Annotated in this window: 15 protein-coding genes; 12 read left to right on the top strand and 3 right to left on the bottom strand. The window is 33.0% G+C overall.

Annotation, left to right across the window (positions count from 1 at the left end; translation table 11 throughout):
* Positions 1-19 precede the first annotated feature (19 nt).
* The 8 genes from EJ01_RS17355 to EJ01_RS12135 all read left to right on the top strand — a co-directional run bounded on the left by EJ01_RS17355 (position 20) and on the right by EJ01_RS12135 (position 7,495).
* Complete coding sequence (locus EJ01_RS17355; protein WP_157197552.1) at positions 20-160, top strand: hypothetical protein; 141 nt, start codon at positions 20-22, stop codon at positions 158-160.
* A gap of 257 nt (positions 161-417) precedes the next feature.
* The gene (locus EJ01_RS12165) at positions 418-777 is read left to right on the top strand and encodes an ArsR/SmtB family transcription factor (protein ID WP_048080886.1); all 360 of its coding nucleotides are present in this window, start codon (positions 418-420) and stop codon (positions 775-777) included.
* A 332-nt stretch (positions 778-1,109) separates the two neighbouring features.
* Complete coding sequence (locus EJ01_RS12160) at positions 1,110-3,458, top strand: heavy metal translocating P-type ATPase (protein WP_084689215.1); 2,349 nt, start codon at positions 1,110-1,112, stop codon at positions 3,456-3,458.
* 504 nt (positions 3,459-3,962) lie between these two features.
* Positions 3,963-4,412, top strand: coding sequence for a sirohydrochlorin nickelochelatase (gene cfbA / locus EJ01_RS12155; protein ID WP_048080887.1), 450 nt, complete (start codon positions 3,963-3,965; stop codon positions 4,410-4,412).
* Positions 4,413-4,476: 64 nt separating this feature from the next.
* Positions 4,477-6,402, top strand: coding sequence for a heavy metal translocating P-type ATPase (locus tag EJ01_RS12150; protein WP_048080888.1), 1,926 nt, complete (start codon positions 4,477-4,479; stop codon positions 6,400-6,402).
* Positions 6,403-6,697: 295 nt separating this feature from the next.
* Positions 6,698-6,886, top strand: a complete 189-nt coding sequence (locus tag EJ01_RS12145) for a DNA helicase PriA (RefSeq protein WP_048080889.1) — start codon at positions 6,698-6,700, stop codon at positions 6,884-6,886.
* On the top strand, positions 6,873-7,130 hold the full coding sequence (locus EJ01_RS12140; RefSeq protein ID WP_048080890.1) for a hypothetical protein: 258 nt from the start codon (positions 6,873-6,875) through the stop codon (positions 7,128-7,130). Before EJ01_RS12145 ends, EJ01_RS12140 begins: the two co-directional genes overlap by 14 nt.
* Positions 7,127-7,495, top strand: coding sequence for a FeoA family protein (locus EJ01_RS12135; RefSeq protein ID WP_048080891.1), 369 nt, complete (start codon positions 7,127-7,129; stop codon positions 7,493-7,495). The genes EJ01_RS12140 and EJ01_RS12135 overlap by 4 nt, the downstream gene beginning before the upstream one ends.
* A gap of 141 nt (positions 7,496-7,636) precedes the next feature.
* On the opposite strand, the gene EJ01_RS12130 is transcribed toward EJ01_RS12135, so the two are convergent.
* The 3 genes from EJ01_RS12130 to EJ01_RS12120 all read right to left on the bottom strand — a co-directional run bounded on the left by EJ01_RS12130 (position 7,637) and on the right by EJ01_RS12120 (position 10,597).
* Positions 7,637-8,872: an ornithine cyclodeaminase gene (locus EJ01_RS12130; RefSeq protein ID WP_048080892.1), complete on the bottom strand. Its 1,236-nt coding sequence runs from the start codon at positions 8,870-8,872 to the stop codon at positions 7,637-7,639.
* A gap of 395 nt (positions 8,873-9,267) precedes the next feature.
* Positions 9,268-10,137 carry an agmatinase gene (gene speB, locus EJ01_RS12125; protein WP_048080893.1) on the bottom strand — a complete coding sequence of 290 codons (870 nt, stop codon included), beginning with the start codon at positions 10,135-10,137 and terminating at the stop codon, positions 9,268-9,270.
* A gap of 70 nt (positions 10,138-10,207) precedes the next feature.
* Positions 10,208-10,597 carry a translation initiation factor IF-5A gene (locus EJ01_RS12120; protein WP_048080894.1) on the bottom strand — a complete coding sequence of 130 codons (390 nt, stop codon included), beginning with the start codon at positions 10,595-10,597 and terminating at the stop codon, positions 10,208-10,210.
* 690 nt (positions 10,598-11,287) lie between these two features.
* On the opposite strand from EJ01_RS12120, the gene EJ01_RS12115 reads away from it, so the two are divergent.
* The 4 genes from EJ01_RS12115 to cfbE are packed head-to-tail and all read left to right on the top strand — an operon-like array spanning position 11,288 to position 14,795.
* The gene (locus tag EJ01_RS12115; protein WP_048080895.1) at positions 11,288-11,731 is read left to right on the top strand and encodes a pyruvoyl-dependent arginine decarboxylase; all 444 of its coding nucleotides are present in this window, start codon (positions 11,288-11,290) and stop codon (positions 11,729-11,731) included.
* A gap of 4 nt (positions 11,732-11,735) precedes the next feature.
* Positions 11,736-12,572 carry a bifunctional fructose-bisphosphatase/inositol-phosphate phosphatase gene (locus tag EJ01_RS12110; RefSeq protein ID WP_048080896.1) on the top strand — a complete coding sequence of 279 codons (837 nt, stop codon included), beginning with the start codon at positions 11,736-11,738 and terminating at the stop codon, positions 12,570-12,572.
* Positions 12,572-13,414 carry an NAD(+) kinase gene (locus EJ01_RS12105; protein WP_048081073.1) on the top strand — a complete coding sequence of 281 codons (843 nt, stop codon included), beginning with the start codon at positions 12,572-12,574 and terminating at the stop codon, positions 13,412-13,414. Before EJ01_RS12110 ends, EJ01_RS12105 begins: the two co-directional genes overlap by 1 nt.
* Before the next feature lie 46 nt (positions 13,415-13,460).
* On the top strand, positions 13,461-14,795 hold the full coding sequence (gene cfbE / locus EJ01_RS12100) for a coenzyme F430 synthase (protein WP_048080897.1): 1,335 nt from the start codon (positions 13,461-13,463) through the stop codon (positions 14,793-14,795).
* The last annotated feature ends 45 nt before the right edge of the window (positions 14,796-14,840 follow it).

The following is a 14,840-nucleotide window of genomic DNA, read 5'->3' as shown; positions in this document are numbered from 1 at the left end:
TAATTTTCAGGTGTTAAAAATGACAACAAGATGTGGAATAAGAGGCATAAAAAGTATAGAAAAAACCCAAAACATTGAAAACAAAGTATGCTGTTGTAAAAATGGTGATGAAACAGTAGATAAGAGTGATATAAAGAAGGTGAAACCTAAAGAGAGATAAAAAACAGGGTTAAAACAGTTTAAGTTACATCAAATGAATGAATTACAGGTGTTAAACAGGAGATTCATTCATAAAAGATTAACGCGTAACTTAAATGATTTTATTTTTTTATTTTAATAAATATTTAATTTTAAAGTTATTTAATTAATAAAAAGCAATTATATCGCTGCAAACATTTTAGAAACATTTAATAAAAGCTATGTCTGTTGTATATTGAAATCCAAAATTTTATAGGATAAATATGACCATTTATTCATATGGAAGAGAAAGATACATGTGAAATTGTATGCGTGCACGAAGATAAAGTTAAAGAAATAAAGTCCCAAATGCTTGAAGATGAACTTCTCTTTGAAGTTTCTGACAATTTCAAGATATTTGGAGATTCAACCCGACTTAAAATACTGTATGCATTATCTAAAAAGGATCTCTGCGTTTGTGACTTAGCCGCAGTACTTGATATGAGCCAATCAGCTATCTCTCATCAGCTTCGGCTTTTAAGAAGTAAAAACTTAGTTAAATTCAGAAGAGAAGGTAAAATGGCTTATTATTTCCTTGCAGATGACCATGTCGTTTCAATGATCGAGCTTGGAGTAGAACATACCCAAGAAAAGCTTTAAACCCTCTTAAAATAATTTTCTAGTTTTTATAATATTTCAAATTAAGTTCTATTTCTAATCATAAATTTGATCTTTGTTTCTAATTTAAAGGATCTAATAGGTTCATATTAAAAATATAAGTATAAAATGAGATTTAATGAATATAAAAATTGATATTAAATTTCATAACCAGATAAAATCATTGAAATTAACTTTAATTTATTATAAAGTTACATACCTACTTTTTTTATTTTAAATCATTTTTAAGCGCAAAATATATATACTCATATGAACATCAATTCATATGATGATATGTTTGCAAGACCAAATATAGTCATGATGGAGATTTAAAAATGCCAGATAAAGAAATAATTTCCTGCCAAGATGACCTCTGCAGCGAAAACTCAGCTGAAAACAAAGAAAAACAGGATAATTGCCAAATAAAAGAAATAGAAGATCACTACAGCATTGCTGAAAGCTCAACTCACAGCAAAAAAGAATCAAGCTGTGAAGAATCAGATAATTCATGCGGCTGCGGCTGCAGCGAAGTTTCAAACGAGAATAAAGAGAACCATAAGCACGATCAACACAGAGAACACTACGATTGTGATGAACGCTCTGACCATACTAAAGAAAAAACAGATGATTCATGCAGCTGCGGCTGTGAAGACACATATGAAAACGAGCACAACACCTGTGAAGTAGAAAGTACACACCATGCATGCGGCTGCGGCTGCAGTGAAGGATTACTCGAAAAAAGAGAATCTTTATGGACCCGGAAAAATCTCTTTGTTATGATTACATCAGCTGTACTGCTACCTGTTGGGTTATACTTTAACTACTTTACAGGCCAGGAAATAGTATCTGAAATCCTGTTTCTGGCAGTTATAGCATTATCAGGTTATGAAATAATTAAAAGCGGAATTATGGGTCTTTTAAAAGGTAATTTCAGTATAAATCTTTTAATGACCATTGCAGTTGCAGTTTCATTTGCAATAGGATCCGGTGCAGAAGGAGCAGTTATAATATTCCTGTTCTATATCGCTGAATTTTTAGAAAATTATGCAGGAAACAGGGCACGAAAATCGATAGAAAGTCTCTTAAAACTAGCCCCAGATACAGCTACTATTAAAATAAATGATAAAAACATCGAATTAAATGTAAATGAAGTAAAAGTGGATGATATTCTTGTTGTAAGGCCTGGTGAGAAAATTTCATTGGATGGAATCGTGATCAATGGAGAATCCACAGTAGATCAGGCAGCAATTACTGGAGAAAGCATACCTGTCAATAAAACTGAAGGAGATAATGTTTTTGCAGCTACTTTAAATGGAGAAGGATATTTAGAAGTTAAAGTAACTAAAAAATCAGATGAAACAGTGCTTTCAAAGATTATAAATCTTGTAAGGGAGTCGCAGCAGAAAAAATCCATTACTGAATCTTTTATTGAAAGATTTGCAAAATATTATACTCCTGCAGTAGTGTTAATTGCAGCTGCAATAGCAACGGTGCCTCCGTTCGTATTTGGACAGCCATTATATACATGGATTTATAGAGCATTAGTTCTCCTGGTAATTTCATGTCCATGCGCATTTTTATTATCTACTCCTGTAGCTATGGTTTCAGGGATAACTGCAAGTACAAGAAATGGTGTACTGATTAAAGGTTCTAAATATGTCGAAGAAATGAAAAACATCAGTACCATAGTCTTCGATAAAACCGGTACCATTACAGAAGGAAAATTAGAAGTTACTGATGTTTTGACTCTGAATAATTACTCTAAAAATGAAATTCTTCAAATAGCAGGTTCACTGGAATCTAGATCTAAACATCCCCTTGCAGAAGCGGTTATAAACTATGTTGAAGAATCAAATATGGACTTTAAAGAAGTTAAAGACTTTAAATCAATTACTGGAAACGGTGTTAAAGGCCGTATAGATGGAAAAATGTTTTATATTGGTAAAAAAAGTCTCTTTAAAGATAATCCAGAGTTTCCTGAAGAATTAATAAACAAACTTCAAAATGATGGTAAAACCATTATAATTCTTGGAAATGATGATCACATACTTGCTGTAATAGGGTTAATGGATAGAATAAGAGGCCTTTCAAAAAGTACCATTGCCGGACTTAAAGAAAGAAGTATTAAAACTGTTATGCTTACTGGAGATAACGAAGGCACTGCAAAAGCAGTGTCAACCAAAATAGGAATTGATAAGTATTATAGTGGGCTTTTACCTGAAGATAAAGTTAAAATAATTGATGAACTGCTCAATAAAGGTGAATGTGTTGCAATGATTGGAGATGGTGTAAATGACGCCCCTGCACTTGCAAGGGCCAATGTAGGTATCGCCATGGGTGCTGCAGGATCAGATGTAGCCATAGAAACAGCAGATATAGCATTAATGCAGGATGACATCTCAAAAATCAATTATCTCATCGACTTAAGTAGAAAAACCATGTCTGTAGTTAAACAAAACGTTTCAGCAGCTCTTTTAATCCAATTGGCACTTGCAGCACTTGCAGTATTTGGGTTTGTATCTCTGTGGGTAGCAGTTACCTTTGGAGATGTGGGTTTAACACTTGCTGTTATATTGAATGCGCTGCAAATAGGAATTAAAAATAAGAATGACGCTATTTATGAAAATGAGAAACATGACCTCAACATAGATTACCCCAATCTTAAATTGAAAGGTCAGAATTGATATTTAAATAAAAATATCCTTTTTTTATTTTTTAAATTAAAGTTATTATCAAATTTTATTCTTTATTTTAAGGGACGTGTTTTAAGTATTCCCAAATTTGCTTAAACTTGTTTAAAAATCGGATAAAATATTTTTTTAAAGTTTACTTATCTTCTGGAAAATTCTCGCATTTTCTATACCATTTCATTTCTTATTAAAAACAGTGCCTCAATTAAAAATTTAAAAGCTCCAAATAATTAAATTATTCAAATTAACTTTATTTCTAATCAAAAAAGGTTTAATATATGTTTAAAGATCAAAATAAGTCAAATTAATTTTATATATAGTCAAATAAGCTTGAACATGCCTTTAAATACGATGATGACCATTACAATATTGTTAATAAGTATCCAAAATGAGTTATGATGTAAATAGTGTTTTCCCTTTAAGGGAGAGACATGCAAAAAATGCCAGATATTTAGTTATAACTCAAAACATGGAAAAACACGTAGTGGAAGAGATAATATGCATGCAAATCTAGATTCAAACGATAATGAAATAGGCATTTTACTTGTTGGACATGGAAGCAGTTTACCCTATGGGCAGGAAGTTCTCTATAAACTGGCAGAAGAATATAGAAAAAATTCAGATTACCCAGTTGAAGTAGGATTTATGAATATAGCAAAACCATCAATAGCTGCTGCAGTTGATACCCTTAAAAAAAAGCATGTGGAGAAAATAATCATTGTACCGGCATTTATAGCACATGGAATCCACACAAAGCAGGATATTGAATATGTCCTCCGCTTAAGGGAGGATAAACGACCATCAAAAATCCATAATTTTGATGAAAGTGAAAGAATTGATTTCGATGGTGAAATTATCTACACTGAACCATTTGGTGCTGATTCAAGGATCGTGGAAATACTCCAAGAAAAGGTGAATAACTCAATTAAACCACTTGAAAAAGCTTAAAAAATTATATCATAATTTTAAAATTTTTAACAATTAAATAATTTTATGTGCATCTGTGGTGAAAATGGACAAAATTATCGACTTCAAGAGATTTAAAAACGATGGCGAATATAGGACAATTATTTTAACTGTAATTTCAGGATTATTCCTCATAACAAGCTGGACTGGATTGTTAAAAGGCATTTTGCCCTTTGACCCTGCACTGATAAGTATTGTGATCAGCGGTACTCCCATACTGCTTGAAGCTGGAGAAGGATTAATTACCCGATTTGATTTAAAGGCAAATGTTCTGGTAAGCATTGCTCTTATTGCATCAGTTGCAATTGGCGAATACTTTGCAGCTGCAGAAATTGCAGTTATTATGATGATTGGAGAAATACTTGAAGATAGAACTGTTAGAAAATCACAGGAAAGTGTTAAAAAACTTATTCAACTGACCCCACAGACAGCACGAATAATGAGCCCTGCCGGGGAGAAAGAAATTTCTATTGAACAGGTAAAAATTGGAGATATTATCCTCGTCAGACCAGGAGAATCGATCCCTGTAGACGGAATTATAATAAAAGGACATACATCTATAAATCAATCCATTATTACAGGAGAATCAATTCCTGTTGACAAAACTGTGGGTGATGAAGCCTTTGTTGGTACATTAAACCATTTAGGGGCTATTGAAATAAAAGCAAGAAAAGTTGGTGGAGATACTTCCCTTGCAAAATTGATAAGGCTCGTTAAAGAATCAGAAGATAAAAAAGCCCCGGTTGTTAGAATTACAGACAGGGTAGCCACAGTAATTGTACCGCTTGCAGTGCTCGCATCTATTGTTACCTATTTACTGACCCGAGATATTACACGGCTGGTCACAATTCTTGTTGTGTTCTGCCCCTGTGCACTGGTACTTGCAACGCCAACTGCAATTATGGCAGGCATAGGCAATGCTTCACGTAAAGGAATTTTAATCAAAAGCGGTGAAGCATTGGAAAATGCAGGAAGAATTGATACAGTTGCATTTGATAAAACAGGTACAGTTACAAACGGTAATCCCGAAGTAATCGATATTATTTCACTAAATAATAGATACAGCAAAGATACTGTTCTATCATTGGCATCAGCAGCAGAAAAATTTTCAGAACATCCATTAGGTAAATCAGTTTACGTAAAGGCAAAAGAAATGTCACTAAATGTAGCTGAACCTCAAAAATTTAAAATAAAACCCGGTAAAGGTGTCACGGCTTTAATAAATGGTAAAAATGTCATGGTCGGAAACCAAAAGATGATTGGAACAACTGAGGAACAGTCCCAGTTTATTAAATCCTATGAAAACCAGGGAAAAACCGTTTTGATAGTAGCAGTAGAAAATTCAGTAATTGGACTGATAACTGTAGCAGATAAAATAAAAAACAAATCCCCAGAAACAATACAGCAGCTCAAAGAAATGGGCATAAATAAAATTCTGCTGATTACAGGAGATAATAAAAATGTCGCACATTCAATTGCAAAACAGGTGGGTATAAAGGATGTTTACGCTGAACAGCTCCCTGAAGGTAAAGTACATGTAATTGAGAACCATCTTAACGATAATAGAAAAGTATGTATGATCGGTGATGGAATTAACGATGCTCCTGCCCTGGCCATATCAGATGTAAGTGTTGCAATGGGAGCACTTGGTGCTGATGTCGCCATAGAAACAGCAGATATAGCCCTGATGTCTGATGATACAAGTAAAATTCCAGAATTAATCGACCTTTCAAAAAAAGTTATGGGCACTATCAATGTAAATATAGCAGCCCCCATCTTAATCAACATTACAGCCATCATGCTTGCAGCATTTGGAATCATTGGACCTGTAACTGGTGCTTTAATCCATAATATAGGGTCTGTACTGGTAGTAGCTAATTCATCTAGATTAATAAAATACCGCACAAATAAAGGCTCCCAAAAAAGAAAAGATGTGTTAAATATAAGTCATCCCCTTAAAGCCGAAAGATAGAGTACAATTAGTTATGTAAATTATTTTATCCTTTTAAAGTGTGAGATAACGTCTTAATTCATTTTTTAATGTATTATACTATTTTAGAAAAATTCTAAATGCAGCAAAGTTTATATACCATGAAAGATTTAGGTATACCTAACAATATTTAGGCATACCTAAATTAAAAAATATAATTTAAAAATCTATCTTAAAATTAAGATAAAATAAATTAAAGCTTTTTTAAGCATTTTCAATAAAAAACTGTTAAAAAACAAAAAATGAATGTAAACATAAATCAAATGGAGGTCATTTAATGCAATGCAAGCTTTGTGGATATGTATTTGATGAAACCAAGAAACCTGAAACCTGTAATCACTGCATGGGATCAAGCTGTAATAAAATCAAATGTCCAAACTGCGGATATGAAGTTTTACCCGAGTTTAAAATAGAATCTAAGTTTATAAACTTCTTAAAAAGGAGAATTAAAAATGAAGATAAGTAAACCTGCAGAAAAAACACTGCAAAAACTGTGGATATACTGGGTATACCTGGAAGGAAGCAGCAAAGTGCAAAAAGAACTGCATGATAAAAATGTAATTGACGAACTTGAAAATCTAAAATTGATAGAACCCAAATACAACGAAATATATCTAACTCCAGAAGGTTTTGAAGAGTCCAAAAAAATAATAAAAAGATGTAAATTGTCTGAAAAATCAGAAAAAATGATTCAAGAAGTGTTGTTATGAAGAAAAATATGGAAATTAAAATCCCCAATTTTGAATTAATTAAAGAGAATACATCTGAAGGACATACCTGCACCTGTTCATCAGGTACTGGTTCCAGATCAGCGTGCGGGTGCTGTGGAGGATCATGCAAATGTGCCAAAAAATCATTTTTGCCACTTGCACAAATGAAAAAAGGACAGTACTGCAAAATAGCCTATATTAAACCTGGAAAATATGAAAAGTCGCACAAAATACTGTCACTTTTACCGGGAAGTAAAGTTAAAATAATTCAAACAAGTCCTTCCCACATATTTCAGGTAGAAAACATCCAGATTGCAGTAGACAGTACCTTAGGAAATAACATATACGTGGATCACCTGAAATAATTCTTGAAAATAAAAAAAGACTTATTTTTTAAATGTAATAACGTTAAAAACTTTAAAACCGCATTATCATACTAAAAAAGTGTTTTCCATCAGCTGATTTTTGATTAAATAAATTTTAAAATTAAAAAATAAAAAAGATTTTTAATCTTTAATACACTCCAAACCTTCTAAACTTTCATAAAGAATAGGTAAAAATGCCCCAACATCTGTTACAACGCCCACAACCTGCGCACTTCCCCGGTCTGCAAGTTTTGTAACTGTTGCAGGATTTATATCTACACAGATACTCTTTACGTATGATGGGAGTATATTACCAACTGCTATGGAGTGGAGCATAGTTGCAATCATGATTACCATGTCAACGTCCTGAGCATATTTACGCATTTCATCTTGAGCCTGAATAACATCAGTTATAACATCTGGGAGCGGTCCGTCGTCCCTAATTGATCCTGCAAGCACGAAAGGTGCGTTATTTTTAACACACTCATACATGATTCCGCTTTTCAGCACTCCTTTCTCAACAGCTTCTTTTATTGAACCTGCCTTGTTAATTTCATTAATTGCATAAATATGGTGTCTATGTCCCCTAACAACAGCTTCACCACTCTTTGTACATATTCCCAGTGAAGTTCCATAGAGATCATTTTCAATATCGTGTGTTGCAAGGGCATTTCCCGCAAACAGTACGTCTATAATTCCTTCTCTTATCATCCTGGCTAGAATTGGGGCTGACCCCGTGTGAACTATTGCAGGACCTGCTACTATTGCTATTTTTCCATTCCTTTTTTTAATTTCCCTAATTTCGGATGCTATGTTTTTAACTATGGACCTTACAGGTTTTTCAGAAGATGCTTCACTTGACATGAATTCAAAGACTCCTTTTTTACCCCTTGGCCTTTCAGGAGGTTCTACTTTGATACCTTCTCTTCCAACAGCTACTAAGTCTCCTTCTTCGATCCGCCCTATTGGCTTACAGAGTGCGTGTTTGCTTTCTGGATCAATTACAATCATACAGTCCATTTCAATATCTTCAACTTCTATCCATTGTCCATCATACCTCACCTGTGTAGGGTGGTTGGTGGTGGAATAAAAGTCTTCAGGGAGAGTCTTATCTTTTGTGGATGGAACAAGTTCAATTTCCTTTATTTCTGAAATAACTGCCCCTATCTCACTTAATTCGTCAAGAATTTCACCTAAATGAGATTCATCATTTCCTATAACTCGTATTTTAGCATGGCTTACATCTTTTTTTTGTTTACCTATGTTAACATCAAGAATCTCAAAGTCCCCTCCCATATCCATTATAAGATCAAGGGTCTTTGGGAGCGTTAAGGAATCGATTATATGACCTGAAAGTTTAACTTCTCTTGTATCCATAATAACATCTCCAATTTAGTCTAAATTAAAGTAATAATTCTTAAAATATTGATTAAATTTAAGTTAGTATACTTTTTGTATTTAAGTATGCAAAATATCATAAGATTTCTTTTTAAATGAGTTTTAAACTTTTTATCTCCAGAATTCTCATGTGACTATTTATTAATAAATCATGGTATATAAATTTTGAGAGGATTTTAAAAAAGGATCAAAGATGAAAATGAAATTAAAAGAAATATAAAAGGTTTATTGCCCATATATATTGCTTTAAGGCATTAGTTTTATAAAAATAATGTATAAAAATTAGATTTGTAATTATTGCAAGGGAACAAAAAAATCAAACACCAAAAAATTGTTTAAACCATCCAGAACATGACTGTAACTCAAAAATTAACTTACTGAACAGCTAAAAAATCATATATAACTTTTGCACTGTTTATAGAAGTTATATCCCCAATTTCAGATGATGAAACCTCTACTAAATCAAATCCAATGACTTCTTTATCTTTTAAGCAATGAATCAAGCTTTCAAGTTGAAATGGATTCAATCCACATGGAGATGGAGTACCAACATCAGGAGCATAAGCCGGATCAAGCACATCAATATCTACAGTTACATACAACGGACCTTCAATGTTTTTTATGGCATTTTTAACCATATCTATGTTTTTATTAACTTCATGAGGCGTGAAATATGTTATTTTGTTTTCCTTTGCAAAAGATATTTCATCCTCCGAACATGACCTTATACCAATTTGAATCATATCTTTTGGATTTAAATCAAATATTCTGTGCATTACAGTCGCATGTGAATACTTTTCACCCATATATTCATCCCTTAAATCCATATGGGCATCAAAATGGACAATAGTGGTATTTTCAACATCAAGAGCTTTTAATATTCCCTCACTTATGGTGTGTTCTCCACCTACAGCCAAAGGGATAATATTTTTGTCTAAAAGTTCTTTAACCGTAAATTCTATAATTGAACTTGTTTTTTCAAAATTACCTTGAATTACTTCAATATCACCAAAATCAAAAAGAGATACATCTAAATTTTTATCTAAAATTATGTTATATCTTTCAAAATTATAAGAGGCTTCACGAACTGCCCTTGGACCAAATCTTGAACCTGGTTTGTATGTTGAAGTGCTATCAAAGGGAATGCCTATAAAACCAAATTTTTTAGTATCATCTGCTGATTCACCATCACCCCATAATTTCGAAAAAGCAAATTGTAAGGGGCTTTCTGTATAAAAAAGCATTTTATCATCTGTTAAAGGTATAATAATTAAAATTATTTAAAAAAAAAGAAAATAATTGAAATTAATTCAATTATTTAACCCTCATGATTTTTTGTTTACCTAAAGCTTCAATATAGTCTACTTCTACTCCTTCAACTATATCGTCTTTAAGTTCGTCAGGGATAGGTAGTTCAAAAGTTTCGTAACTTTCAATGTCCATAAGTTGAACTTCTTTTCCCATTAGAGCAAGAACTTGAGCTACCCTTTTATCGATTATAGGTACATCACATTTAGCATCTACAGGTTTTACAAGGCTTCTTTTCTGGTTATCGAATATACCGACAGCTTCTACTCTTGCTTTTGCAGCCCCGTGTTTTCCAGGGGATGATGTCTGGATACTTTTGATTTTTGATGCTTCACCATCTAATATGACATATTTACCTACTTTTAAGGTTTTTACTTCTACAACCTTCTTTGACATGTTATTTACCTCCAAAATCCTCAAAAATCTTTTGATTTTTGGGAGTTAGAAAAATACTTTGTATTTTTCTCAAATTTCAAATTTTGGGGCCTCGAACATTTTATGTTCGGGGCATGTAAAAATTCTTTGAATTTTTACTGCTGCAAAACTTTTAGTTTTGCAAGCATCGAAAATCTTCAATTTTCGAATGTTCAGAAAATACTTCGTATTTTCTTCAACCTCCAAATTAAATTAATATTAAAGAACTTATGAAATTTATAGCGATACCAAATGACCATTACTCCAGACATTTGGAATTATAATTTTCCATAATGAGATAATATTATTAGAATCTATCACCCAATATAAAAATACATTTCACTATAAAAATATTTAAACATGAAATTAATATGTCTAACCAAATTTAGCTCTTTAACTAAATCTAAAAGATATTTTATTTGTGTATGTATATAAAAGTTTTATAGATAACTCTCAAACATTTCATGTTTGGAGCCGCCACAAAAAATGAAATTTTTTTGTATGCGTTCGAATCATAGATTCCAATCTGTGCAAATACGATCAACAACAGATTTTTAAATCCATGTTAACATTTGCATCTAATTAGAGTATAATTTTTGCACAATGAATGTTTTATTATCTATTAAAGTTAACTATATCTTTTTCAATATTTAAATCTATTAAGTGATAACAATGAAAGTAGCAATAACATCAGGAAAAGCAGAGGGTCCAAGTAAACTCAATGCATTCGATAATGCCCTGTTAGATGCAGGAATAGGCGACGTTAATTTAATAAAAGTATCTAGTATTCTCCCAGCAGGTTCACAATTCGTAGAACTCCCAGAACTTACAGCGGGAGACATGATAAACTGTGTTCTAGCCCATGCAACATCAGACAAAAAAGGGGATGTGATCACTGCAGTGATAGCCGTCGCAACATCGGATGATTTTGGCTGTGTTGTTGAACATTCAGCTGTAAACGAAGATCCAGAAGAAGTGAAAAAATATGCTGTCTTTATGGCAGAGCAGATGATGGAAATAAGAAAAATGAAGATAAACGAAATAATCGTTGAGGGGAAAAGCCATGTGGTGGAAAATGAAGGCTCAGTAATCGCCTCAATTGTTTATCTGGGGTAAAATCATGAAAAAAGAGGATATTGAATTTTGGAGGGCTGTTTCATATCGAATAATAACTGAAGTAGGTGAAGCCATTACTCCACTTGTAGGTAAGGAAAAATCAGGCGAAACCGTGAAAATGGGTGCTGATGGTACCCCCACCAAAATGATCGATGTCGTTGCAGAAGAAAAGGTTATAGAAATTTTAAAAAATACTGGAAGATCTATGACCCTCATAAGCGAAGAAATAGGCGAATATAAAATAGGAAAAGGAACATCAGAAGTTGTTTTTGTAGTTGATCCCCTGGATGGGACCATAAATGCCCTTAAAAAGATTCCATTTTACGGAATTTCCATTGCAATTGCAGATTCATCCAGCAAATCATTAAATTCACTTACCCTGCAGGATATTGAAATTGGCTTTGTTAAAAATCTTGCAACTGGAGACATTTATGAAGCAGTTAAAGGAGAAGGTGCCAGTTTAAACGGTGAAACTGCAATTCCTTCATCGAGAGAAGATGTTACTGGTTCTTTAATAGGAGCTTATGTTCGCGGGGCCATGACCAAAATGAATGAAATATGCAAAACTGTAAGGCGAATTAGGTTACTTGGTTCTGTTGCTACTGAGCTGTGTTATGTTGCCGATGGTACCTATGATGCTTTTTTAGATATCAGAGGGAACTTAAGGGTAGTAGATATAGCCGCTGCTAAACTCATAGTTGAAGAAGCTGGAGGCACTGTAACCAATGAACAGGGAAAAAGATTGGATAATAAATTAGGTGTTACAGAAAGAACATCTATAATTGCAGCATGTAATTTAAACGTTCATGCAGACATAATAAACATTACGGAGGTTTTATGATGCGAATAGGGATTGCAGCACGCCTTGATATTCATAAAGCCATTGAACTTACCGATGACTTAACAGATTTTCTGATTAAAAATAGTGTAGAAGTTTTTTTAGATCCTGCCCTTGTAAAAAAACTTAATAAGTATCATGATTCTGCCAGAGAAATTCAGGACATGGATGTAGATATTATCATTGCAATTGGGGGTGATGGAACAATTTTAAGGACCCAGAGTTTTATAGATGGGAAAAATATCCCAATATTTGGGATAAATATGGGTACAGTAGGATTTTTGACAGAAATAGGTCCTGAAGAATCATTTCATGCCCTTAAAGAAGTGTTAAATGGTAATTATTTTATTGAAGAACGTACTCGCCTTGAAGTATGGCACAACAAAGACCTTGCACCAGCATTAAATGAAGTCGTTTTAATGACCCGGAAACCTGCAAAAATGCTTCATCTTGAAATAAGGGTTGATGATGAAATAGTTGAAGAATTAAGGGCTGATGGACTTATAATTGCAACTCCAAGTGGTTCTACTGCCTATGCAATGTCTGCAGGAGGCCCCATTGTTGATCCTCGTGTAAATGCATTTATAATAGTTCCAATATGTCCATTTAAACTTGGTTCGCGCCCTACGGTAGTATCTGGCGAAAGTATAATAAGTGTAAAGCTGCTTAGAGAAGGTAAAAAAGCCATAGCAGTTATAGATGGGCAGGTTGAGGAAGAGATCAACTACATGGAAGAAGTTATATTTAAAAAATCAGACCAGCATGCTTATTTTGTAAGATTGACCAAAGAGTTCTATAAAAAAGTAAGAGAGAAACTTATAAAAGGCGGAATAGGTCTGGAATAACTACTTCTTTTTTTATTTTTAGTGAATACATAGGAGCATATACTCAATGAATGCGTTAATTGTAGACATGACACATGGAGGAAAATTAATAGCTTCAGAGTTTTCAAAATTAGATGATTTTAATGTCTTTGCACTGGATATATATAACACGCTTTCTCTAGATGAAAAACTTTCTTTAGAGAAAAAAGGGATAAAATTCGTTGAAAAATCGTTTCTGGATGAAGCAAATAATGATAATTTTTTAATTGTTGCCCCTGTACACTGTAACATCGACTCAAAAGTCGATATGACTCATCACGAAGCAGTTAATTTTCTGATGAAAGACAAGATTAATATTCCAGTAATTGAAGTTACAGGAGTAAAAGGAAAGACCAGCACTGTAAAAATGCTCAAAGAAATATTTAAAGATTTAAACCCATTAATTTTAAGCAGCTTAGGTGTTGAAGTCGTAGAAAACCGTAAAAGCACACTTTTAAAAAAAGACATAAGTATAACTCCAGCAAGTATCATTGAAGCGTGGCATCTGGCTGAAGATTATAAAAATATTGGAATCTGTATATTTGAAACTTCTCTTGGGGGAACTGGACTTGCAGATACAGGCATAATTACCAATATAGCTGAAAACTACTCCATAGCATCTGGAGGGAAAACTGCAAGCCAGGCTAAAGCGCAAATATTTAAAAGCAATGTAATGGCATGTGATTTTGATTCATTTAATCAATTTTATTCAGATTTCTACAAAAAAACAAACACCTTCGGCAGCGCCAATGCAAATGTCCGTGCATCTAATATAAAATTTGGGCTTGATAAAACATCTTTTAATGTAGAAGTTAACGGCCTCAAAACCATAGATGGGGATATTCTAAACACTTCCTTCGATGTTTCAACTTTTGCACCTGCAGAACACCATTTAAACAATGTTCTCGGAGCTTTATGTGCCGCTTTAATTTTAAAAACTTCCATTAACCAGATTAAAACAGGATTAAGAAATTTTAAAGGAATTGATGGCCGAACTTCCATAAAAAATTACAAAGGAAGCAAAATTATAGAGGAAATCAACCCCGGAATTAATGTTACAGCCATTAAAAAATCAGTTAAAATGATTCAAGATCTAGAAAATCCAGTAATTATTTTTGGGGGCAGATATGGAGTAACCTGCGAAGAAATAGATGAAAAGGCCACTGCAAGGTTTTTTAATTCTATGGACTCTAAAATTCAGCTTATACTGGTTGATGAACTTGGTAAAAGCATCACAAACATGATAAAACGAAAATATAAGTATACTGACTTCAATAATGCTATTGATGAAGCTGCCCAAATGAATTCTAAAATGATTCTTTTGATATACAGATCTAATTTTTCAGATCTTGCCAGAAGATAATTTAAATATGAAAATTTTGAAATTACATGAAAATCTAGGATAAAT

The organism is Methanobacterium veterum (assembly GCF_000745485.1).
Classification (GTDB): domain Archaea; phylum Methanobacteriota; class Methanobacteria; order Methanobacteriales; family Methanobacteriaceae; genus Methanobacterium_D; species Methanobacterium_D veterum.
This window is presented reverse-complemented; position numbering and strand designations above follow the sequence as displayed.

Excerpts from the sequence above, each read along its gene's own strand:
- EJ01_RS17355 (WP_157197552.1), top strand. The coding sequence starts at position 20 with ATGACAACAAGATGTGGAATAAGAGGCATAAAAAGTATAGAAAAAACC.
- EJ01_RS12165 (WP_048080886.1), top strand. The coding sequence starts at position 418 with ATGGAAGAGAAAGATACATGTGAAATTGTATGCGTGCACGAAGATAAA.
- EJ01_RS12160 (WP_084689215.1), top strand. The coding sequence starts at position 1,110 with ATGCCAGATAAAGAAATAATTTCCTGCCAAGATGACCTCTGCAGCGAA.
- cfbA (WP_048080887.1), top strand. The coding sequence starts at position 3,963 with ATGCATGCAAATCTAGATTCAAACGATAATGAAATAGGCATTTTACTT.
- EJ01_RS12150 (WP_048080888.1), top strand. The coding sequence starts at position 4,477 with ATGGACAAAATTATCGACTTCAAGAGATTTAAAAACGATGGCGAATAT.
- EJ01_RS12145 (WP_048080889.1), top strand. The coding sequence starts at position 6,698 with ATGCAATGCAAGCTTTGTGGATATGTATTTGATGAAACCAAGAAACCT.
- EJ01_RS12140 (WP_048080890.1), top strand. The coding sequence starts at position 6,873 with ATGAAGATAAGTAAACCTGCAGAAAAAACACTGCAAAAACTGTGGATA.
- EJ01_RS12135 (WP_048080891.1), top strand. The coding sequence starts at position 7,127 with ATGAAGAAAAATATGGAAATTAAAATCCCCAATTTTGAATTAATTAAA.
- EJ01_RS12130 (WP_048080892.1), bottom strand. The coding sequence starts at position 8,872 with ATGGATACAAGAGAAGTTAAACTTTCAGGTCATATAATCGATTCCTTA.
- speB (WP_048080893.1), bottom strand. The coding sequence starts at position 10,137 with ATGCTTTTTTATACAGAAAGCCCCTTACAATTTGCTTTTTCGAAATTA.
- EJ01_RS12120 (WP_048080894.1), bottom strand. The coding sequence starts at position 10,597 with ATGTCAAAGAAGGTTGTAGAAGTAAAAACCTTAAAAGTAGGTAAATAT.
- EJ01_RS12115 (WP_048080895.1), top strand. The coding sequence starts at position 11,288 with ATGAAAGTAGCAATAACATCAGGAAAAGCAGAGGGTCCAAGTAAACTC.
- EJ01_RS12110 (WP_048080896.1), top strand. The coding sequence starts at position 11,736 with ATGAAAAAAGAGGATATTGAATTTTGGAGGGCTGTTTCATATCGAATA.
- EJ01_RS12105 (WP_048081073.1), top strand. The coding sequence starts at position 12,572 with ATGCGAATAGGGATTGCAGCACGCCTTGATATTCATAAAGCCATTGAA.
- cfbE (WP_048080897.1), top strand. The coding sequence starts at position 13,461 with ATGAATGCGTTAATTGTAGACATGACACATGGAGGAAAATTAATAGCT.